Below are 19792 nucleotides of genomic sequence, written 5' to 3'. Positions count from 1 at the left end.
GTCCAAGGCGCATCCGCCTCAGCCGCGTTCGACTCAGTGGCGTCCGCCCCCGTGCCCGTTGCCGCCGCCGATGACGCCCGGCGGGAGGGAGATTCCCGGCCAGGGGCTCTTGCCGCTCCTGCCCGGGCTTCCGTCGCCCCGGTCCGGGTCCTCGTCCGGGTCCCCGTCCCTCTTGTCCTTCTCGGGGTCGGGGATGTCGATCAGGTTGAAGCCGGGGGACGGCTTGCCGGAGAGGGCGCCGACCATGGCATCCCTCCAGATCGGTCCGGGGACCTGGCCGCCGAAGACCTTCGGCTGGTACTGGCCGCCGATGGTGATGTTCTCCATCTCGACGTTCTGCAGGGCGCTGCCGACCCAGACCGCGCCGGACAGGTTCGGCGTGTACCCCACGAACCAGGCGTTCTTACGGCTGTCGGTCGTACCGGTCTTGCCCGCGTTGTCCCGGTCGGTCAGACCGGCCTCCTTGCCCGTACCGGAGTCGATCACGCCACTCAGCAGGGTGTTGATGCTGTCGGCGGTCTTCGTGGTCATCGCGCGCGAGCACGACGACTTCGGCACCGGCAGCGACTTGTCGCCGGGGGCCGTGATCGACTCGATGGCGACCGGCGTGCAGTACGTGCCGCGGTTGGCGAAGGTGGCGTACGCGCTGGCCATGGTCAACGGCGAGATGCCCTTGGAGCCGAGGACGATGGCCGGGACCTCGGGGAGCTTTTCGCCGTTGCCCTGGACGACGCCCAGCTTGTCGGCCATGTCCATCACCGGGCACATCCCGGTGTCGCCGATCATCTGCACGAAGTAGGTGTTGATGGACTTGGCCATCGCCTCCTCCAGTGCGTACGGACCGCGCTCGGACTCGTTCTCGTTCTCCACGGTGGCGCCGCCGCTGTTCACCCACGGCTTGCCGCTGCACGTCTGGACCGAGCTCGGATAGGGCATCCGGTACGGCGCCGGATACGACTGCGTCACCGGGGTGCCCTGCTCCAAGGCGGCGGCGGCGAGGAACGGCTTGAACGTCGAACCCGTCGGGAAGCCGTAGTTCGACCCGCTCATCTTGCGGTCGACCGAGTAGTTGATCTGCGTCTCGTTCTTGCCGAAGCCGTACGGCTTCGACTGGCCCATGCCGAGGATCTTGCCGGTGCCCGGCTCGACGAACGTGGCCGCCGTGGCGACCTTGTCCGTCTGGTAGACGTGATCCTTGATCGACGCCTGCACCGATTCCTGCGTCTGCGGGTCGAGGGTGGTCTGCACCCTCAGACCGCCGCGGTTCCAGAGCTTCGCCCGTGCTTCCTTCGTCTTGCCGAAGACGGGGTCGGTGAGGAACACCTCGCGCACGTAGTCGCAGAAGAAGCCCGCGCCCTTGACCGCTGTGATGCAGCCGTTCTGCGGCCTGCTGATCTTCAGGCCGAGCGGCTTCTCCTTGGCGCGGTCCGCCTCGTCCTGGGAGATGTCGTGCGTCTCGGCCATCCGCTGGAGCACGACGTTCCGTCGCTTGACGGCTTCCGCCTCGTCGTTGACGGGGTCGTAGCGGCTCGGGGACTGGACGATGCCGGCCAGCATCGCCGACTCCTCCATCGTCAGGTTCTTCGCCGACTTGGAGAAGTACCGCTGCGAGGCCGCCTCGACGCCGTACGCCTGCTCACCGAAGTACGTGATGTTCAGGTAGTTGGCGAGGATGCGCTTCTTGCCGAGCTTGTCCTCGAGCTGGATCGCGTACTTCAGTTCGCGGATCTTGCGGCCGATCGTCTGCTGGGTGGCCTGGGCGAGCTTCGTCGGGTCGTCGCCGGCCTCCTCCATGAAGACGTTCTTCACGTACTGCTGGGTGAGCGTGGACGCGCCCTGCGCGACACCGCCGCTCTGCGCGTTCTGGTTGATCGCGCGCAGGATGCCCTTCATGTCGATGGCGCCGTGCTCGTAGAACCGCGAGTCCTCGATTGCGACGAGCGCCTTCTGCATGTACGGCGAGATGTCCTTGAGGGGCACCACTGTGCGGTCGCGCGAGTAGACCGTCGCGATCGCGCCGCCCTGGTTGTCCAGGATCGTGGTGCGCTGACTGAGCGGCGGCTGCTTGAGGTTGGCCGGGATTTCGTCGAATCCCTCGACCGAGCCTTTCGCCGCGAGGCCGAGCGCGCCCGCTGCGGGCAGCGCGATTCCGGCGAGGACGGCTCCCGCGAGGACACTGACACCAAGGAACTTGGCGGCCTGCTGAGTCGGTGACAGTCCACCGCCCGAGCGCTTCTTTCCCATGAGGGCAGCCTACGTTCTGATTCTCCGGACAGGCGTATATGCCTTGGCCTAAGCTGTACTCAACTGTCACAGCAGTGCGGTCACGTATCAAGACGTCCGGCGAACCCGAATCGTTCCGGTAGTCATCTCACCACTCCACCGGGGTCCTTGCGTGGTCGGGTGTGGGCGTGTCCGAAACCGCCTTGAGTGTCACCCGGTGTCCGCTGTGACTCAACTGAAACACCCCGGTTTGCCGGGTTTGTCGCGCATGCCCTCGGCTCACTCCGTCGGGTGATCTGCCGCTTACGCATAGTCCGTTCGGGCCATTCAAGATTGGGCCCGAAGGGGGTGTTGCGCTGTGCCCACCTTCCGTAACGTCCTCAACTGGCGGCGGTGAATATGCCGCTGCCGCCGTGGGGGAGCCTCGATTCGGGAGAGGACGGCGCCGGTATGGGCTGGGTTACCGACTGGAGTGCGCAGGCGGCCTGCCGCACTACCGATCCAGATGAACTGTTCGTTCAAGGAGCAGCGCAGAACCGGGCGAAGGCGGTGTGCACCGGATGCCCGGTGCGGACCGAGTGCCTGGCCGACGCGCTGGACAACCGCGTCGAGTTCGGCGTGTGGGGTGGCATGACTGAGCGGGAACGCCGCGCACTTCTGCGCAGGCGTCCCACCGTCACCTCGTGGCACCGGCTGCTCGAGACGGCTCGTACGGAGTACGAGCGCGGTGCGGGCCTGCTGCCCGTGGACATCGATGACGACGAGACGTACGAGAGGTACGCCGCCGTGGGGTGAGAGGGCCGAGCTCCCTCAAGGGCGCCCGAGGGGTGCGAGCCGTGTGGCGGCCCGCGCCTCGGGAGGCGTCCGTGCAGCTCACGCAGCTCCGGCCGGGTCCGCACCGGCCGCGAGCCGGTCCCCGATGCTCCTGAGGCCTGCTAGGTCGTGCACATCGCCGGGCAGGGCGCCGACTTCGGTGACCGCCACCTCCGGGTGGAGCGCCGCGAAGCGGTCGCGTGTGCGTTGTTCGCGTGCCAGCAGCTGCATGCGTTCCGCGTGCAATCGCAGTAGCCCTGCCGTGAGTTGGTCTGTGGCCGTGCGATCCGTGGTTGCGTCGTCTGTGGTCGCGCCGGCAGGCGTGCTTGTGGCCGGTGAGTTGGGCGCTGGGGTCGTTGCGGGTGCACGGTGTGGGGTTTTGTCCGGCGTCTGGGCGTGCCCGTCGGGCGTGTCCCTTGCTGGGGCGGGGGAGCCTGCTTCGGGAGAGGTACGCAGCTCTACATTCCCGCCCCCCTGATCCACAATGCCGCGCTCGTCAAGATTTTCTGCGGCGGCGAGCGCACGCTCGGCCGACAGCTGCGCGGCACCGCTGCCGTGCACCCGGTTCAGTACGAGCCCGGCCAGCGGCATGTCCTCCGCGGCGAGGCGCTCCACGAAGTACGCCGCCTCGCGCAGCGCGTCCCGCTCCGGTGCCGCCACCACCAGGAACGCCGTACCGGGGGCCTGGAGCAGCTTGAACGTCGCGTCGGCGCGCGTGCGGAAGCCGCCGAACATCGTGTCCATCGCCGCCACGAATGTCTGTACGTCGCGCAGGAGTTGGCCACCCAGCAGCTTTCCGAGCGCGCCCGTCATCATCGACATACCGACGTTCAGGAACTTCATGCCGGCCCGGCCGCCGACCTTCGCCGGCGCCATCAGGACCCGGATCAGCTTGCCGTCCAGGAACGAGCCGAGACGTTTCGGCGCGTCCAGGAAGTCGAGCGCCGAGCGGGACGGAGGTGTGTCGACGACGATCAGGTCCCACTGGTCCTGGGCCCGCAGCTGGCCCAGCTTCTCCATCGCCATGTACTCCTGCGTGCCCGCGAAGCCCGCCGAGAGCGACTGGTAGAAGGGGTTGCCCAGAATCGCCTCGGCCCGCTGGCCGTCCGCGTGCGCCTCGACGATCTCGTCGAAGGTCCGCTTCATGTCGAGCATCATCGCGTGCAGTTCGCCGCCCGCCGTGTCGTCGATGCCCTTCACTCGGCGCGGTGTGTTGTCCAGCGAGTCGATGCCCATCGACTGGGCCAGCCTGCGGGCCGGGTCGATCGTCAGCACGACCACCTTGCGGCCGCGCTCGGCGGCGCGCAGCCCGAGCGCCGCCGCCGTCGTCGTCTTGCCGACGCCGCCGGAGCCGCAGCACACCACGATGCGCGTCCTGAGGTCGTCGATGAGTGGGTCCACGTCGAGTACGTGGGTGTCTGTCGCGTTCAGACTCAGGGACGACGCCATGTGTCTCTAGATCCCTTGCTTCCGCAGTTCCGTGGCCAGCCGGTACAGGCCCGCCAGGTCCATCCCCTCGGTCAGCAGCGGCAGTTCGTGCAGGGGCAGGCCCGAATCGGCCAGCACCGCGCGCTGGCTGTGCTCCAGCTCGTGCCGTTCCGCGTACTCCGCCGCCTGGTCGAGGAGCGGGGTCACCAGGCGTTCGGCGCCGCCGCCTCTGCGGGCGCCGCCCAGGCCCGCCGCGGACAGGGACTTGGCGATGGCTGTCCGGGGCACGCCGCCCTGCGCCAGCGCCAGTTCCGCCTCGTCGAGGACTGCCGGGCGCACCATGTTCACGATGAGCCGGCCCACGGGGAGGTTCGCGGCCTGTAGCTCCGCGATGCCGTCCGACGTCTCCTGGACCGGCATCTCCTCCAGCAGTGTCACCAAGTGCACTGCCGTCTCCGGCGACTTGAGGACCCGCATGACCGCCTGCGCCTGGTTGTGTATCGGGCCGATCTTGGCCAGGCCCGCGACCTCGTCGTTCACGTTCAGGAAACGCGTGATGCGGCCCGTCGGCGGGGCGTCCATCACCACGTAGTCGTAGGTGTATTTGTTCTGTTTCGTCTTGCGGCGCACCGCCTCGCAGGCCTTGCCCGTCAGGAGTACGTCCCTCAGGCCCGGCGCCACCGTTGTCGCGAAGTCGATCGCGCCCAGCTTTTTGAGCGCCCTGCCCGCGCCGCCCAGCTTGTAGAACATCTGGAGGTAGTCCAGCAGCGCCAGCTCCGGGTCGATGGCGAGTGCGAACACCTCGCCGCCCCCCGGGGCTACCGCGATCTTCCGTTCCTCGTACGGCAGCGCTTCCGTCTCGAAGAGCTGTGCGATGCCCTGGCGTCCTTCCACCTCCACCAGGAGAGTGCGCTTGCCCTCGGTCGCGAGGGCGAGCGCCAGTGCGGCGGCGACCGTGGTCTTTCCGGTACCGCCCTTGCCGCTGACGACCTGGAGCCTGCTCACGTCTTCGAGCCTAACCAGTCCGCGCGCGGGCTACGCAGGAGGCTGTCGGTCATCGCCGGTCCAGCGGCTACAGTCGGCCGTATGACCAAGTGGGAATACGCGACCGTGCCCCTTCTCGTGCACGCGACCAAGCAGATTCTGGACACCTGGGGCGAGGACGGCTGGGAGCTCGTCCAGGTCGTGCCCGGGCCGAACAACCCCGAGCAGCTCGTGGCCTACCTGAAGCGGGAGAAGGCATGAGCGGGGTCGTCGACGCGCGCCTCGCCGAGCTCGGGCTGACCCTGCCCGAGGTCGTGCCGCCGCTCGCCTCTTACCAGCCGGCCGTGCAGTCCGGTGTGTACGTGTACACGGCCGGTCAGCTGCCGATGGTGGACGGGAAGCTTCCGCTCACCGGGAAGGTGGGGGCCGAGGTCACCGCCGAGCAGGCCAAGGAGCTGGCCCGTACGTGTGCGCTGAACGCGCTCGCCGCGGTGAAGTCCGTTGCCGGCGATCTCGATCGGGTCGCCCGTGTGGTGAAGGTCGTCGGGTTCGTCGCCTCCGCGCCCGACTTCACCGGGCAGCCGGGTGTGGTGAACGGGGCCAGTGAGCTCTTCGCCGAGGTTCTCGGCGAGAAGGGTGTGCACGCCCGGTCCGCCGTGGGTGTGGCCGTTCTGCCGCTGGACGCGCCTGTTGAGGTCGAGGTTCAGGTCGAGCTCGTTTCCGCCTGATGGTTCGCTTCGGCTGAGGGTTTTGGTTGGGCTGAAGGTTCTGGTTCGGCTGAGAGTTTCGGTTCGGCCGAGGCTTCTGGTTCAGCCGAGGCTTCTGGTTGGGCTGAGGGTTCGGGGTGGCTGAGGGTTCGGGTCGGCTCGCGGCTGGTGCGCTCCGTCCGGTAAGGGCGGGGCCGCGCCGGGATGTACGTGCTCGCTGTTCTATGGGGCCTCGTCACCGGCCCAATTGCCCGCATGTGGTGCTGGTGGCTCCGCGCGCACATCCCGACACGGCCCCTCACGTCTCGAACGCGGCTGCCGGCCGGTGGGTGATTCGTCGGCCCCTCACGTCTCGTGTGCGGCTGTGGGGCGGTGGGTGATTCGTCCGTCCGGTTCTCTCGGGTATGGCCGCGGGGCGGTGGGGTTCTTCGGGTCGCTGGCGTACTTGATCGTCTGTGGCTCTCGAACATCCGCTTGGTAGCGGATAGCCTCCGGCCATGGCGAATGGGCAGTGGTATCCCCCGGAGTGGCCCGAGCGGATTCGTGCGCTCGCGGCGGGTGAGCTGGCGGCCGCCGTGCCGCGGCGGGCCGCGACGGTCATGCTTCTGCGGGACGCGGTCGCCGGTCCCGAAGTGCATATGCTGCGTCGACGCGCCTCCATGGCTTTCGCCGGGGGCGCGTACGCGTATCCGGGCGGGGGTGTGGATCCCCGTGACGACGAGTCGGTCGTGCGGTGGGGCGGGCCCTCGCGTGCGGCGTGGGCGGCGCGGCTCGGCGTGGACGAGAAGTCGGCGCAGGCGATCGTGTGTGCCGCCGTAAGGGAGACGTACGAGGAGGCGGGCGTGCTGCTCGCCGGGCCCGATGCGGCGTCCGTGGTGGGTGATACGACCGGGGAGTCCTGGGAGGCCGACCGGGAGGCGCTCGTCCGGCGGGAGTTGTCGTTCGGGGAGTTCCTCGGGCGGCGCGGGCTGGTTCTGCGGTCCGATCTGCTGGGCGCCTGGGCGCGGTGGATCACGCCCGAGTTCGAGCCCCGGCGGTACGACACCTGGTTCTTCGTCGCCGCCCTGCCTGAGGGGCAGCGCACCCGTAACGCCTCCACCGAAGCTGACCGGACCGTGTGGATCCGGCCCGATCAGGCTGCCGAGGGGTACGACAAGGGCGAGCTCATGATGATGCCGCCCACGATCGCCACGCTGCGGGCGCTGGCCGGCTTCGACAGTGCCGAGGGTGCTCTTGCGGGGGCCGCGGCGCAGGATCTCTCCCCCGTGCTCGCTCAGGCCCGGCTGGAGGGTGGGGAGATTGTTCTGTCCTGGCCCGGTCATGATGAGTTCACCAAGCACATTCCGACCACGTCCGGGGGAGCCTCCGCATGACCGAAGCCGCAGCCCTTCCCGGACAGCCCCGCGGCGGGGTGCTGTCGGGGCCCGCCACCGCGCGCGCGGTCAACGTGCTGGCTCCGAACGCCTCCGCGATGACCCTGGACGGGACCAATACGTGGATTGTTTCCGAGCCTGATTCCGAGCTTGCCGTTGTGATCGATCCCGGGCCGCTCGACGACGCGCATCTGGAGCATGTGGTCGCGGTCGCCGAGGCTGCCGGCAAGCGCGTCGCCCTGACACTTCTCACTCATGGGCATCCCGATCACGCGGACGGGGCCGGCCGGTTCGCCGAGCTGACCCGGACCGACGTACGCGCTCTCGATCCTGATCTGCGGCTTGGGGACGAGGGGTTGGCGGGTGGGGATGTGGTGACGGTCGGCGGGCTTGAGCTGCGTGTCGTCGCAGCTCCTGGGCATACCGCTGATTCGCTCTGTTTCCATCTGCCTGCCGATCGGGCCGTGCTGACCGGTGACACCGTGATCGGGCGCGGGACCACCGTCGTCGCCCATCCCGACGGGCGACTCGGTGACTATCTCGACTCGCTGCGGCGGCTGCGGTCCCTCACCGTCGACGACGGGGTCGACACCGTGCTGCCAGGGCACGGGCCCGTACTCGAAGACGCCCAGGGCGCCGTCGAGTACTACCTCGCCCACCGCGCCAACCGGCTCGCCCAGGTCGAGACCGCCGTCGAGAGCGGATATGCCACGGCGTCAGAGATCGTCGCCCATGTGTACGCGGCTGTGGACCGGTCTCTGTGGCCGGCCGCCGAGTTGTCCGTTCTGGCTCAGCTCGATTATTTGAAGGAGCACGGGCTGATCTAGAGAGCCGCCCGGGTCAGGGTTTTCAGGCGGTCCTCGTCCGAGAGGACGTTCAGTTCTGTGATTTTGGCGCCCGTGATCGTGAACGACATCAGCGCTGCCGGGCGGCCCTCCGGCAGGGCGAGCAGGCCGATCGCGCCGTTCACCAGCACGACGCGTACGTGCGGTGCCATGCGCTGGAACGTGATCGCCCCGGACGCCACCGTGTGAGCGCCTCGGACCAGGCGCGAGAGGCCCGTCGCGCCGGCGTCCGCCCGTAGCAGCACGTCCGGGTCCAGGACCGCGACCAGGCGTTCGAAGTCGCCTTCGCGGGCCGCCGAGAGGAACGCCTCCACGATCTCGCGCTGCCGTACGGGATCCGTCTCCGGCGGCGGCGCTCCCTGGACGCGGCGGCGCGCGCGGCTCGCCAGCTGCCGGGTCGCCGCCGGCGTGCGCTCCACGATCGGCGCGATGTCGTCGAACGGCACGGCGAACAGGTCGTGCAGCACGAACGCCAGCCGCTCCACCGGCGCCAGCGAGTCCAGGACCACGAGCAGCGCCAGGCCCACCGAATCGGCCTGGAGCGCCTGTTGTTCGGGATCCGGGGTGTCCAGGCTCGTGACCAAGGGGTCGGGTACGTGCGTCTCCAGGGGCTCTTCGCCCCTCGCCTTGCGCGAGCGCAGCAGGTCAAGGCAGATCCGGCCGGTGACGGTGGTGAGCCAGCCGCCCAGGTTCTCGACGGCCGAGATGTCGGACCGCTGGAGCCGCAGCCACGTCTCCTGCACGGCGTCCTCCGCCTCGCTGAGCGAACCGAGCATCCGGTAGGCCACGGCACGCAGGTGACCCCGTGACTCCTCGAACCGCTCGGCCAGGGTGTCCGTCGACGCTGAGCTCATCGGTGTCCTGCTTCCAGGGTCATGGGCGGGGGGCCTTCACTCCGTGCACGGCTTCGTATTCTGCCGCCAGCCACGGGCCCAGGTCTTCGGTGTACGCCCTGAGGGTGTGCGGTGCGCCCACCGGTTCGTACGCCGCCCGCGCGGCCTGTCGCATCGCCTCCGCCCGCTGCGGGTAGTACGTGCCGAACACCTCGACCATCTGCGTCAGATCGCTGGTCCAGCCGTTCCAACGGGGCATCACGAGCGTGAAGCCGGTGCGGACGAGGTGACGGGAGATCAGGCGGTCCAGGGTGCGCGGGTCGTCGCCTCGCGCGATGCGTTCGCGCCAGCGCGGCAGGAACAGGCGCAGGTCGCCGTTGGTCTCCCGGGCCAGGAGGGAGTCGGGGCGGTAGCGCGGCAGGTACTCGGCCAGGTCCTCGCCCAGGAGCGGCGTGCAGAGACAGGCCACGAACCAGCCGAGGTCGTGGCGTTCGAGGTCACTGAGGACCTGGGTCCGGCTGAGGATGATCAGGCCTACGCCGTCGATCTGGACGAAGTCCTTGTCCAGCACGTCGGCCAGGGCTTTGGCTTCCGCCCTGTCCTCGTCCGTTGGCTCGTCGCGCAGTGCGAGGAGGAGGTCGAGGTCGCTGCGGCCGGGGCGTGCCGTGCCGCGCGGCACGGAGCCGTAGAGATACGCGCTGGTCATCCGCGGCCCGAAGGCGGCGAGCAGACTGTCGCGCGCCGCGGACACCACGGGGCGGAAGTCCGGCTGGATCCGGCTCAGAGAGCCCTCGCGCTCGATGAATCCGCGGTCGTCGAGGCCGCGGGCGGTGGTCGCCATGGGTCCACTGTGCCGGGTCGGGCGGGCGCGGTCCCGGTATTTTCCGCGGCGGTGAACGGGTGATCCCGCCTCCCCGGAGGGAGACGGGACCCGGTGTACGAAGGTGTCAGCGCGAGCGCTTCGCGAGGCGCTCGACGTCGAGCAGGATCACGGCGCGAGCCTCCAGGCGGAGCCAGCCGCGGCCCGCGAAGTCCGCGAGCGCCTTGTTCACCGTCTCGCGGGAGGCGCCGACCAGCTGGGCCAGCTCCTCCTGCGTCAGGTCGTGCACGACGTGGATGCCCTCTTCCGACTGCACGCCGAAGCGGCGGGAGAGGTCCAGGAGCGCGCGGGCCACGCGGCCCGGCACGTCCGAGAAGACCAGGTCGGACATCTGGTCGTTGGTCTTGCGCAGGCGCCGGGCGACGGCGCGCAGCAGGGCGGAGGCCACCTCGGGGCGCGCGTTCAGCCAGGGCAGGAGGTCGCCATGGCCGAGGCCGAGGAGCTTGACCTCGGTGAGCGCGGAGGCGGTCGCCGTGCGCGGGCCCGGGTCGAACAGCGAGAGCTCGCCGATCAGCTCGCCGGGGCCGAGCACCGCGAGCATGTTCTCGCGGCCGTCGGGGGAGGTGCGGTGGAGCTTCACCTTGCCCTCGGTGACCACGTACAGGCGGTCTCCGGGGTCGCCCTCGTGGAAGAGGGCGTCGCCGCGCGCGAGGGTCACCTCACTCATGGAGGCGCGGAGCTCCGCGGCCTGCTCATCATCGAGCGCCGCGAAAAGCGGGGCGCGCCGCAGAACGTCGTCCACGAGTTTCTCTCCTATGTCGACCTGCATCCGGGGACCGTGTTCCCGCTCCCCATTTTGCCGGACGGTCCAAACGGTGTGATCAGTCACTCAGGCACAAGTCTGCCGCACCGGGGTCGCAAGCTGTGGGGGAGGGGGCCAATCGAGGACTGATCCGCGGGGTCCACGGCGGATGTCAGCGGCTGCCTTTAGGCTGGCCGAGTGTCCAAAACGCCGGTGAGAGCACAGGCCAAGGGGGCTGGGACGGTGACCGCAGGACGTAATTCCGCTGTGGGCGAACAGGCCTCGACCGCGCCCGAGAAAGCGGCAAAAGGGGTAAAAGGGACTCGGGGTGCCGGCGGTGCTGCGGTCTCCGGGGGGAAGGGTGCTGGTGGTGCCGGGGGTGCCGGGAGTTCGGGTGGGGCCGCAACATCCGGAGGGAAGCGTGCTGCTGCGAAGAAGGCCGGCGCCGCGAAGCCGGTCAAGAAAGCCGTCGCCGCCGAGCCCGCGAAGAAAGCCGTCGCCGCCAAGCCGGCCAAGTCCGTGAAGAAGGCCGCTGCCGCGAAACCGGCCAAGTCCGTGACGAAGGCCGCCGCCAAGCCCGAGTCCCGTACCGCCCTCGTCCGGCGTGCCCGGCGCATCAACCGTGAGCTCGCCGAGGTGTATCCGTACGCCCACCCCGAGCTGGACTTCGAGAACCCCTTCCAGCTGCTCGTCGCCACAGTGCTGTCCGCCCAGACCACCGACCTGCGGGTCAATCAGACGACGCCGGCCCTCTTCGCCAAGCACCCGACCCCGGAGGACCTCGCGGCCGCGAACCCCGAGGACGTCGAGGAGCTGATCAGGCCCACCGGGTTCTTCCGCGCCAAGACGAAGTCGATCATGGGGCTCGCGGCGGCCCTGCGGGACGAGTTCGGGGGCGAGGTCCCGGGGCGTGTCGAAGACCTCGTCAAGCTGCCCGGCGTCGGCCGCAAGACCGCCTTCGTCGTGATGGGCAACGCCTTCGGGCGGCCGGGGATCACCGTGGACACGCACTTCGGGCGGCTCGTGCGGCGCTGGAAGTGGACGGAGGATACCGACCCGGACAAGGTCGAGAAGGCCGTCGGCGAGCTCTTCCCGAAGAGCGACTGGACGATGCTCTCGCACCGCGTGATCTTCCACGGCCGCCGGATCTGCCACGCCCGCAAGCCCGCCTGCGGCGCCTGCCCGATCGCCCCGCTCTGCCCGGCGTACGGGGAGGGCGAGACCGACCCGGAGAAGGCGAAGAAGCTCCTGAAGTACGAGAAGGGCGGCTTCCCCGGCCAGCGCCTGAAGCCCCCGCAGTCGTACCTGGACGCCGGCGGTATCCCGGCGCCCCCGCTCGGCGCCACCGCGCCGCCCGCCACGGGGGAGTGACGCATCACGGAACGAACGGCGGGGAGGCAGGCGTTGTGTTCAGTTGGACGGGGGTGCCTATGACACATGCACACAGTGAGGCGCACGAGGAGCGGGTCACGAAGGACGAGCCGGTGCGGCTGAGCCGGGAGGGGCTGCCCGAGTGGCTCGACCCGGTCGTGAAGGCCGCGGACACGGTAGAGCCGCTCCAGATGAGCCGCTTCCTGCCGCCCGAGAGCGGCGCCGGGCGGCAGTCCGCCGTCCTGATCCTCTTCGGGGAGGGCGAGCGCGGCCCGGAACTGCTGCTCATGGAGCGGGCCACATCGCTGCGTTCGCACGCGGGCCAGCCGTCCTTCCCGGGCGGCGCCCTCGACCCGGAGGACGGCGATCCGCGTACGGACGGGCCGCTGCGCGCCGCCCTGCGCGAGGCGGAGGAGGAGACCGGGCTCGATCCGCGCGGCGTCCAGCTCTTCGGCGTCCTGCCGAAGCTGTACATCCCGGTGAGCAGCTTCGTGGTGACGCCGGTCCTCGGCTGGTGGCGCACACCGACACCGGTGCAGGCGGTCGACCCGGCGGAGACGGCCCGCGTCTTCACGGTGCCCGTGGCGGATCTCACGGATCCGCGCCACCGCGCGACGGCGGTCCACCCGAGAGGCCACCAGGGCCCGGCGTTCCTCGTCGAATCGGCTCTGGTCTGGGGCTTTACGGCCGGAGTGATCGACCGGATCCTGCACTACGCGGGATGGGAGCGCCCCTGGGACCGCAGTAAGCAGGTCCCACTCGACTGGCGCTCATGACAGGGTGGCCCACGTGAATGTGCTGGACATCCTGCTGCTCGTAGCCGCCGTGTGGTTCGCGATCGTGGGCTACCGCCAGGGCTTCGTCGTCGGCATCCTGTCGGTGATCGGCTTCCTGGGAGGCGGCCTCGTCGCGGTCTACGTCCTGCCCGCCATCTGGAGCGCGGTGACGGACGGGGCCAAGGTGAGTACGACGGCGGCCGTCGTCGCCGTGATCGTGGTCATCGTCTGCGCCTCCGTGGGACAGGCGTTCACCACGCACCTGGGGAACAAGCTGCGCCGGTACATCACCTGGTCCCCGGCCCGAGCCCTGGACGCCACGGGCGGCGCTGTGGTGAACGTGGTGGCGATGCTCCTGGTCGCCTGGCTCATCGGCTCGGCCCTGGCCGGCACGACGCTGCCCACGCTCGGCAAGGAAGTGCGCAACTCCAAGGTCCTGCTCGGCGTGTCCAGAGCCCTGCCCACGCAGGCGAACTCCTGGTTCGCGGACTTCTCCTCGGCGCTCGCGCAGAACGGCTTCCCGCAGGTCTTCAGCCCGTTCTCGAACGAGCCGATCACCGAGGTCCAGCCCCCCGACCCGAAGCTGGCGACCAGTGCGGTCGTGCAGACGGCCAAGCGCTCCATCGTCAAGGTGACCGGCCAGGCCCCCAGTTGCGGCAAGGTCCTTGAAGGCTCCGGCTTCGTCTTCGCCGACCGCCGCGTCATGACGAACGCGCACGTGGTCGGCGGCGTGGACGAGCCGAACGTGCAGATCGGCGGCGAGGGCCGGATGTACGCGGCGAAGGTCGTCCTCTACGACTGGAAGCGCGACATCGCCGTACTCGACGTGCCGACGCTGAAGGCGCCCCCGCTCCAGTTCACGTCCACGGACGCCGAGCGCGGCGACAGCGCGATCGTCGCCGGCTTCCCGGAGAACGGCGCCTACGACGTCCGCCCCGCGCGCGTGCGCGGCCGCATCACGGCCGACGGCCCGGACATCTACCACCGCGGCACCGTGCGACGCGATGTGTACTCGCTCTACGCGACCGTCCGCCAGGGCAACTCCGGCGGCCCGCTGCTCACGCCCGAAGGCAAGGTGTACGGCGTGGTCTTCGCGAAGTCACTCGACAGCGCCCAGACCGGGTACGCGCTCACCCGCGACGAGATCAGCCCGGACATCGCCCGCGGCCGCTCGGCCAACCAGCAGGTGGGCAGCGACAGCTGCGCCCTGTGAGGTTCTGGAGGCGGTGCAGGCCCGGCCGGTGACGTGTCAGTCGCGCGTGTGCCGCAGCCGGGCCGAGACCCAGCGGGCCCGGCGGCGCAGAATGCGGGGAATGTTGATCCCCGGAGGGGTTTGGTCATGGCCCGATTCCTGCGGGCCACCCCCCGGGTGACGGCTCAGCACCGTGGCTGAGCGGCGGTTGCGTGCTGCGTCACTGTAGTCGTGCGTCCAGCCCATACCCCGACGTGTGCCCGTGCCCCAAGGTCGGTAATCGCGCGCACGCCCCCCAATTGGCCTATGCGCCAGGCAATTGGCAGTTCGAAGGACAGTTGTTCCCGGACATGGCTCGAACGCGTCACCCGATCGTGCGAGGGTGGCCGCGCGGCCGTCACCGGTCGGGCTCGGGGTCCTTCAGCCAGCTGACCAGTTCGTTGGAGAACGCGACCGGATCCTCCTCGTGCGGGAAGTGCCCCAGACCGTCGAACAGCCGCCAGCGGTACGGCGCTTCGACGTACTCGCCGGAGCCCGCCGCGCTGCGCGTACGCATCACGGGGTCGAGCGAACCGTGCAGATGCAGCGTCGGCACCCGCACCGGACGCTTCATGCGCCGGTTGAACTGGATGCCGTCCGGGCGGGCCATCGACCGCACCATCCACCGGTACGGCTCGACCGAGCAGTGCGCCGTGGACGGGATGCACATGGCGCGCCGGTACACGTCCACGACCTCGTCGTCGGGGAGGCGCGGCCCGGACCAGTCCCGGATCAGCCGACCGACCAAGGCGCCGTCGTCCGCGACGAGTTGACGCTCCGGCACCCACGGCCGCTGGAAGCCCCATACGTACGAGCCCGCGGCGGTCTGCTTGACGTCGGACAGCATCGCCGAGCGCCAGCGCCGGGGGTGCGGCATCGAGGAGACCACGAGCCGGCGCACCAGCTTGGGCCGCATGACGGCCGCGGTCCACGCGAGATAGCCGCCCAGGTCGTGCCCCACGAGTGCCGCGTCGGGCTCGCCGAGGGACCGTACGACGCCCGTGATGTCGAGGGCGAGGTTCGCCGGGTCGTAACCGCGGGGGGTGCGGTCGCTGCCGCCGACGCCGCGCAGATCCATGGCCACGGCCCGGAACCCGGCGCCGGCGAGCGCCACCATCTGGTGCCGCCACGTCCACCAGAACTGGGGGAAGCCGTGCAGGAGCAGGACCAGTGGACCGTCGCCCATCTCGGCGATGTGGAAGCGCGCGCCGTTGGCGGCGACGTCCCGGTGGGTCAGCTCGCCGCCGCCCGGGACGCCGATGCGTACGACTGAGGCGGGCTGGGCCGAAGGGGTGGCGGGGTCCGTCATGAAGACGAGCGTGCCACAGCCTCGACCGTGTCACCGACTCGGTTCGCCGGGGCCACCGGCCGGGGGTGCGGTTTGGCGTTCCCCAGTACGCCTGCCGTCTCCTTGACCGAGGCGGCGACCTTCTGCGGGCCCTTGCCCTTCTTGGCCTTCTTCGCGAAGACGACGCCGATCAGGGCGAGCAGCGCGGCCACCAGCACGTTCGCCGCGAAGGAGAGCAGGAAGCACCAGCCGAGGTTCCAGCCGCCCTCACCGTTGTGCCCGCCGGTCCAGGCCTGGATCCCGTAGGCGAGCGCGAAGCTCAGCATGGGCAGCGAGAAGAGCAGGACCACGCCGGCCGCCGAGAGGGCGCCGCCGCTGACCGCACCCCGCTTCACGTCCTGCTTGAGCTGGGCCTTCGCCAGGGCGATCTCGTCGTGCACCAGCGCGGACATCTCGGTCGTGGCCGTGGCGACCAGCTGGCCGATGCTGCGCTCGGCGCCGACCGGTGTGCCGTCGGGTGCGCTCATCGCGTACTCCCTCTTCTCTTTACGGGCATCTTTAGCAGACCTGCTGTCAGATCATGCCGGACGACTGCTCTCGTCGCTTGCCCCGCCCGTCACTTCGGCAAGCCTGCGGTGTTCGGCGGCCTTCTTCTCGTAGATCTCCGCCATCCGCAAGTGGTACTCCGGCTTGTCCTCCTCGTAGATGTCCGGGATGCCGTCGAGGTCGTCGTCCCGCTCCTCCTCGGCGCACATCGCGCGGTACTTGGCGTTACGGATCTTGAGCAGGACGCTCGACAGGACCGCCGCGATGAGGGAGCCCATCAGGACGGCGGCCTTGATCTCGTCGGTCAGCAGGGGGCTCTCGGTGAAGGCGAGTTCGCCGATGAGGAGCGAGACGGTGAAGCCGATCCCGGCGAGGGACGCGACCGCGAACACGTCGGGCCAGGCCAGTTCGTCGGTGAGCGAGGCCCTGGTGAAGCGAGCCGTGAGCCAGGTACCGCCGAAGATGCCGACGGCCTTGCCGACGACGAGCCCGAGCACCACACCGAGCGTCTCGGGCTTGGTGAACACGTCGGTCAGGGCGCTGCCCGACACGGCAACGCCCGCGCTGAACAGGGCGAACAGCGGCACGGCGAGCCCGGCCGAGAAGGGGCGCACCAGATGCTCGATGTGCTCGCCGGGAGAGTGCTCCTCGCCGTCCTGCCGGGTACAGCGCAGCATCAGGCCCATGGCGACACCGGCGATGGTGGCGTGGATGCCGCTGTTGTACATCAGGCCCCAGATCGCGAGCGCGAGCGGCACGTAGATGTACCAGCCGCGTACGCCCTTCCGCAGGAGCAGCCAGAAGACGGCGAGGCCGACGAGGGCGCCGGTGAGCGCCGCGAAGTTGATGTCGTTGGTGAAGAAGATTGCGATGATGAGGATCGCGCAGAGGTCGTCGACGACGGCGAGCGTGAGCAGGAACGCGCGCAGCGAGGACGGCAGTGAGGTGCCGATGACGGCGAGGACGGCGAGCGCGAAGGCGATGTCGGTGGCGGTCGGCACGGCCCAGCCGTCGAGCGAGCCGCCCCCCGTGATGTTGACGAGGAAGTAGACGAGCGCGGGGACCGCCATGCCGCAGAGCGCGGCGGCGACCGGCAGCATGGCCGCCTTCGGGTCGCGCAGGTCACCGGCGACGAGTTCGCGCTTGAGCTCGATACCGGCGACGAAGAAGAACACGGCGAGCAGTCCGTCGGCGGCCCAGTGCTCGAGGGACAGGTTGAGGCCGAGCGCCGCGGGGCCGATGTGGAAGTCGCTCACGGACTCGTAGCTGCCGCGGAGCGGTGTGTTCGCCCAGATGAGGGCGGCGATCGCGGCGACGAGGAGGAGAACTCCGCCGACGGTCTCGGCACGCAGGGCGTCCGCCACGAACGTGCGCTCGGGAAGCGTGAGTCGGCCGAGTGCCTTACGGCTGTTCTTGTGTGGGGCGGGCGCGGCCACGGGTGAAGACCTCCGGTCGGGTTCGGCTTCGCGAACGCGCCGGCGAGGGGTCGCCGACGGCGTTGCCGACCAGACTTCCCGGCACACCATTTGAGGTATTCACCCTACCGGGCGTACGCGGTCCGTACCTGGTGATCGTCACCTTACGCACGAAATGGGCACCCGGCGCGTTCGGCGCCGGGTGCCCATTTCGTGGTGTGCGGTGCGGTCAGTCCTCGCTCGACGCGGCCGGGAGCTTGGTCTGGATGAGGTCCATGACGGACGAGTCCGTCAGGGTTGTGACGTCTCCCAGCTCCCTGTTCTCCGCGACGTCACGCAGCAGGCGCCGCATGATCTTCCCGGATCGGGTCTTGGGCAGCTCGGCCACGGGCAGGACCCGCTTCGGCTTGGCGATCGGGCCGAGTGTCGCGCCCACGTGGTTGCGCAGGTCGGCGACGAGACCCTCGTCGTCGGCGGACGCCGTGCCGCGCAGGATCACGAAGGCCACGATGGCCTGACCCGTCGTCTCGTCGGCCGCGCCCACGACCGCCGCCTCGGCGACCGAGGGGTGCGAGACGAGCGCCGACTCGACCTCGGTGGTCGAAATGTTGTGGCCGGAGACCAGCATCACGTCGTCCACCCGGCCGAGCAGCCAGATGTCGCCGTCGTCGTCCTTCTTGGCACCGTCACCGGCGAAGTACTTGCCCTCGAAGCGGGACCAGTACGTGTCGATGAACCGCTGGTCGTCGCCCCAGATGGTGCGCAGCATCGACGGCCACGGCTCGGTCAGGACGAGGTAACCGCCGCCCCCGTCGGGGACTTCCTGCGCCTCGTCGTCCAGGACCGTCGCCGAGATGCCGGGCAGGGCGCGCTGGGCGGAGCCCGGCTTGGTCTCGGTGACACCGGGCAGCGGCGAGATCATCATCGCGCCGGTCTCGGTCTGCCACCAGGTGTCCACGATGGGGCACTTGTCGGCGCCGATGTTCTTCCGGTACCACATCCAGGCCTCGGGGTTGATCGGCTCACCGACCGAACCGAGGACCCGCAGACTGCTCAGGTCGAACTTGGCGGGGATGTCGTCCCCCCACTTCATGAACGTGCGGATCGCCGTCGGCGCCGTGTACAGGATCGTCACCCCGTACTTCTGCACGATCTCCCAGAAGCGGCCCTGGTGCGGGGTGTCCGGGGTGCCCTCGTAGATGACCTGCGTCGCACCGTTCGAGAGCGGGCCGTAGGTGATGTACGAGTGCCCGGTGACCCAGCCGATGTCGGCCGTGCACCAGTAGACGTCGGTCTCCGGCTTGAGGTCGAACACCGCGTGGTGGGTGTACGAGGCCTGCGTGAGGTAGCCGCCGGAGGTGTGCAGGATGCCCTTGGGCTTACCCGTCGTGCCGGACGTGTAGAGGATGAACAGCGGCTGCTCGGCGTCGAACGCCTCGGGCGTGTGCTCCGCCGACTGCTTCTGCGTGATCTCGTGCCACCACACGTCGCGGCCCTCGGTCCAGGCGACGTCCTGCTTGGTGCGCTGGACGACGAGGACCTTCTCGACCCCGTCGACGCGGCTGACCGCGTCGTCGACGGCGGGCTTGAGCGCGGACGGCTTGCCGCGCCGGTAGCCGCCGTCGGCCGTGATGACGACCTTGGCGTCGGCGTCCTGGATACGGGCCGCGATGGCGTCGGCCGAGAATCCGCCGAAGACGACCGAGTGCGCGGCGCCGATGCGCGCGCACGCCAGCATCGCGACGACGGCCTCGGGGATCATCGGCAGGTAGACGGCTACCCGGTCGCCCTTCTGCACGCCCAGCTCGGTCAGCGCGTTGGCCGCGCGGCTGACCTCGTCCTTGAGCTCCGCGTAGGTGATGGCCCGGCTGTCGCCCGGCTCGCCCTCGAAGTGGATGGCGACCCGGTCGCCGTTCCCGGCCTCGACGTGGCGGTCGACGCAGTTGTACGCGACGTTCAGCTTCCCGTCCGCGAACCACTTGGCGAACGGCGGGTTCGACCAGTCGAGGGTCTCGGTCGGTTCGGTGGCCCAGGTCAGCCGACGGGCCTGCTCGGCCCAGAAGCCGAGCCTGTCAGCCTTGGCCTGTTCGTACGCCTCCGCGGTGACGTTGGCGGCGGCCGCCAGGTCGGCCGGCGGCGCAAACCTTCGCTCTTCCTTCAGAAGGTTGGCCAGGCTTTCGTTGCTCACGACATCTCCCTTTCCCAGGGTGTCCGTTGTGTCCCAGACCACAGCTCATCAGACGGCCCCCCTCGGTGACAAGGGGGGTCCGAATAATGGTTTAGACCTGTTGGGCTGTATGCGTGCGTGCCGATGGCGTCACTCCACGGCACGCACGC

Annotated in this window: 19 protein-coding genes; 8 read left to right on the top strand and 11 right to left on the bottom strand. The window is 69.6% G+C overall.

Features of this window, described 5'->3' with window-relative positions; all coding sequences use genetic code 11:
- Nucleotides 1-33: 33 nt before the first annotated feature.
- The gene (locus tag OG456_RS16920) at nt 34-2244 is read right to left on the bottom strand and encodes a transglycosylase domain-containing protein (RefSeq protein WP_266561839.1); all 2211 of its coding nucleotides are present in this window, start codon (nt 2242-2244) and stop codon (nt 34-36) included.
- Nucleotides 2245-2673: 429 nt separating this feature from the next.
- Between OG456_RS16920 and OG456_RS16915 the strand changes: the two genes are divergently transcribed.
- Entirely contained in the window at nt 2674-3018 is a 345-nt protein-coding gene (locus OG456_RS16915; RefSeq protein WP_266561837.1) for a WhiB family transcriptional regulator, read from the top strand.
- Between the two features lie 78 nt (nt 3019-3096).
- On the opposite strand, the gene OG456_RS16910 is transcribed toward OG456_RS16915, so the two are convergent.
- Nucleotides 3097-4485: an ArsA family ATPase gene (locus OG456_RS16910; protein ID WP_266561835.1), complete on the bottom strand. Its 1389-nt coding sequence runs from the start codon at nt 4483-4485 to the stop codon at nt 3097-3099.
- A 6-nt stretch (nt 4486-4491) separates the two neighbouring features.
- Nucleotides 4492-5469, bottom strand: a complete 978-nt coding sequence (locus OG456_RS16905; protein ID WP_227296510.1) for an ArsA-related P-loop ATPase — start codon at nt 5467-5469, stop codon at nt 4492-4494.
- 81 nt (nt 5470-5550) lie between these two features.
- Here OG456_RS16905 and OG456_RS16900 point away from each other — a divergent pair, with 81 nt between their 5' ends.
- The 4 genes from OG456_RS16900 to OG456_RS16885 all read left to right on the top strand — a co-directional run bounded on the left by OG456_RS16900 (nt 5551) and on the right by OG456_RS16885 (nt 8355).
- Nucleotides 5551-5709, top strand: a complete 159-nt coding sequence (locus tag OG456_RS16900; RefSeq protein WP_003967454.1) for a DUF4177 domain-containing protein — start codon at nt 5551-5553, stop codon at nt 5707-5709.
- The gene (locus OG456_RS16895; protein ID WP_266561831.1) at nt 5706-6176 is read left to right on the top strand and encodes a RidA family protein; all 471 of its coding nucleotides are present in this window, start codon (nt 5706-5708) and stop codon (nt 6174-6176) included. The genes OG456_RS16900 and OG456_RS16895 overlap by 4 nt, the downstream gene beginning before the upstream one ends.
- A gap of 476 nt (nt 6177-6652) precedes the next feature.
- A complete protein-coding gene (locus OG456_RS16890) occupies nt 6653-7528 on the top strand; it encodes an NUDIX hydrolase (RefSeq protein WP_266561829.1) in 876 nt (291 codons plus the stop codon).
- Nucleotides 7525-8355: an MBL fold metallo-hydrolase gene (locus OG456_RS16885; protein ID WP_266561827.1), complete on the top strand. Its 831-nt coding sequence runs from the start codon at nt 7525-7527 to the stop codon at nt 8353-8355. The genes OG456_RS16890 and OG456_RS16885 overlap by 4 nt, the downstream gene beginning before the upstream one ends.
- Here the strand turns inward: OG456_RS16885 and OG456_RS16880 are convergent.
- The 3 genes from OG456_RS16880 to OG456_RS16870 form a co-directional block, all read right to left on the bottom strand.
- Nucleotides 8352-9227 (bottom strand): sigma-70 family RNA polymerase sigma factor, encoded by an 876-nt coding sequence (locus OG456_RS16880; RefSeq protein WP_266561825.1) that lies wholly within the window; start codon nt 9225-9227, stop codon nt 8352-8354. The two genes, OG456_RS16885 and OG456_RS16880, sit on opposite strands and share 4 nt — an antisense overlap.
- Before the next feature lie 19 nt (nt 9228-9246).
- Complete coding sequence (locus tag OG456_RS16875) at nt 9247-10047, bottom strand: nucleotidyltransferase domain-containing protein (protein WP_266561823.1); 801 nt, start codon at nt 10045-10047, stop codon at nt 9247-9249.
- A gap of 106 nt (nt 10048-10153) precedes the next feature.
- The gene (locus tag OG456_RS16870; RefSeq protein WP_100596519.1) at nt 10154-10828 is read right to left on the bottom strand and encodes a Crp/Fnr family transcriptional regulator; all 675 of its coding nucleotides are present in this window, start codon (nt 10826-10828) and stop codon (nt 10154-10156) included.
- A 243-nt stretch (nt 10829-11071) separates the two neighbouring features.
- Here OG456_RS16870 and nth point away from each other — a divergent pair, with 243 nt between their 5' ends.
- From nth to OG456_RS16855, 3 genes are read left to right on the top strand one after another with little or no spacing between them, the layout of a single operon-like run.
- Entirely contained in the window at nt 11072-12199 is a 1128-nt protein-coding gene (nth, locus tag OG456_RS16865; RefSeq protein ID WP_266561819.1) for an endonuclease III, read from the top strand.
- 59 nt (nt 12200-12258) lie between these two features.
- Nucleotides 12259-12975 carry a CoA pyrophosphatase gene (locus OG456_RS16860; protein ID WP_266561817.1) on the top strand — a complete coding sequence of 239 codons (717 nt, stop codon included), beginning with the start codon at nt 12259-12261 and terminating at the stop codon, nt 12973-12975.
- Between the two features lie 13 nt (nt 12976-12988).
- Entirely contained in the window at nt 12989-14188 is a 1200-nt protein-coding gene (locus tag OG456_RS16855; protein WP_266561815.1) for a MarP family serine protease, read from the top strand.
- A 36-nt stretch (nt 14189-14224) separates the two neighbouring features.
- Here the strand turns inward: OG456_RS16855 and OG456_RS16850 are convergent, their stop codons facing one another.
- The 5 genes from OG456_RS16850 to acs form a co-directional block, all read right to left on the bottom strand.
- Nucleotides 14225-14413, bottom strand: a complete 189-nt coding sequence (locus tag OG456_RS16850; RefSeq protein WP_116511639.1) for a hypothetical protein — start codon at nt 14411-14413, stop codon at nt 14225-14227.
- 151 nt (nt 14414-14564) lie between these two features.
- Complete coding sequence (locus OG456_RS16845; RefSeq protein WP_266561811.1) at nt 14565-15515, bottom strand: alpha/beta fold hydrolase; 951 nt, start codon at nt 15513-15515, stop codon at nt 14565-14567.
- The gene (locus OG456_RS16840; protein WP_266561809.1) at nt 15512-16021 is read right to left on the bottom strand and encodes a phage holin family protein; all 510 of its coding nucleotides are present in this window, start codon (nt 16019-16021) and stop codon (nt 15512-15514) included. The genes OG456_RS16845 and OG456_RS16840 overlap by 4 nt, the downstream gene beginning before the upstream one ends.
- A gap of 51 nt (nt 16022-16072) precedes the next feature.
- Nucleotides 16073-17476 (bottom strand): Na+/H+ antiporter NhaA, encoded by a 1404-nt coding sequence (gene nhaA, locus OG456_RS16835; protein ID WP_266561807.1) that lies wholly within the window; start codon nt 17474-17476, stop codon nt 16073-16075.
- A 208-nt stretch (nt 17477-17684) separates the two neighbouring features.
- Nucleotides 17685-19685, bottom strand: coding sequence for an acetate--CoA ligase (gene acs, locus OG456_RS16830; protein ID WP_266561805.1), 2001 nt, complete (start codon nt 19683-19685; stop codon nt 17685-17687).
- Between the last annotated feature and the right edge of the window lie 107 nt (nt 19686-19792).

Origin of the sequence: Streptomyces sp. NBC_01446, assembly GCF_026340095.1 — a bacterium.
Lineage (GTDB): Bacteria > Actinomycetota > Actinomycetes > Streptomycetales > Streptomycetaceae > Streptomyces > Streptomyces aureus.
This window is presented reverse-complemented; position numbering and strand designations above follow the sequence as displayed.

Bases quoted from the DNA above. Each gene is read 5' to 3' on its own strand.
- OG456_RS16900 (WP_003967454.1), top strand. From the start codon at position 5,551: ATGACCAAGTGGGAATACGCGACCGTGCCCCTTCTCGTGCACGCGACC.
- OG456_RS16915 (WP_266561837.1), top strand. From the start codon at position 2,674: ATGGGCTGGGTTACCGACTGGAGTGCGCAGGCGGCCTGCCGCACTACC.
- OG456_RS16840 (WP_266561809.1), bottom strand. From the start codon at position 16,021: ATGAGCGCACCCGACGGCACACCGGTCGGCGCCGAGCGCAGCATCGGC.
- OG456_RS16850 (WP_116511639.1), bottom strand. From the start codon at position 14,413: ATGGGCTGGACGCACGACTACAGTGACGCAGCACGCAACCGCCGCTCA.
- OG456_RS16875 (WP_266561823.1), bottom strand. From the start codon at position 10,047: ATGGCGACCACCGCCCGCGGCCTCGACGACCGCGGATTCATCGAGCGC.
- OG456_RS16910 (WP_266561835.1), bottom strand. From the start codon at position 4,485: ATGGCGTCGTCCCTGAGTCTGAACGCGACAGACACCCACGTACTCGAC.
- OG456_RS16880 (WP_266561825.1), bottom strand. From the start codon at position 9,227: ATGAGCTCAGCGTCGACGGACACCCTGGCCGAGCGGTTCGAGGAGTCA.
- OG456_RS16895 (WP_266561831.1), top strand. From the start codon at position 5,706: ATGAGCGGGGTCGTCGACGCGCGCCTCGCCGAGCTCGGGCTGACCCTG.
- OG456_RS16845 (WP_266561811.1), bottom strand. From the start codon at position 15,515: ATGACGGACCCCGCCACCCCTTCGGCCCAGCCCGCCTCAGTCGTACGC.
- OG456_RS16885 (WP_266561827.1), top strand. From the start codon at position 7,525: ATGACCGAAGCCGCAGCCCTTCCCGGACAGCCCCGCGGCGGGGTGCTG.
- OG456_RS16920 (WP_266561839.1), bottom strand. From the start codon at position 2,244: ATGGGAAAGAAGCGCTCGGGCGGTGGACTGTCACCGACTCAGCAGGCC.
- OG456_RS16860 (WP_266561817.1), top strand. From the start codon at position 12,259: ATGACACATGCACACAGTGAGGCGCACGAGGAGCGGGTCACGAAGGAC.
- OG456_RS16890 (WP_266561829.1), top strand. From the start codon at position 6,653: ATGGCGAATGGGCAGTGGTATCCCCCGGAGTGGCCCGAGCGGATTCGT.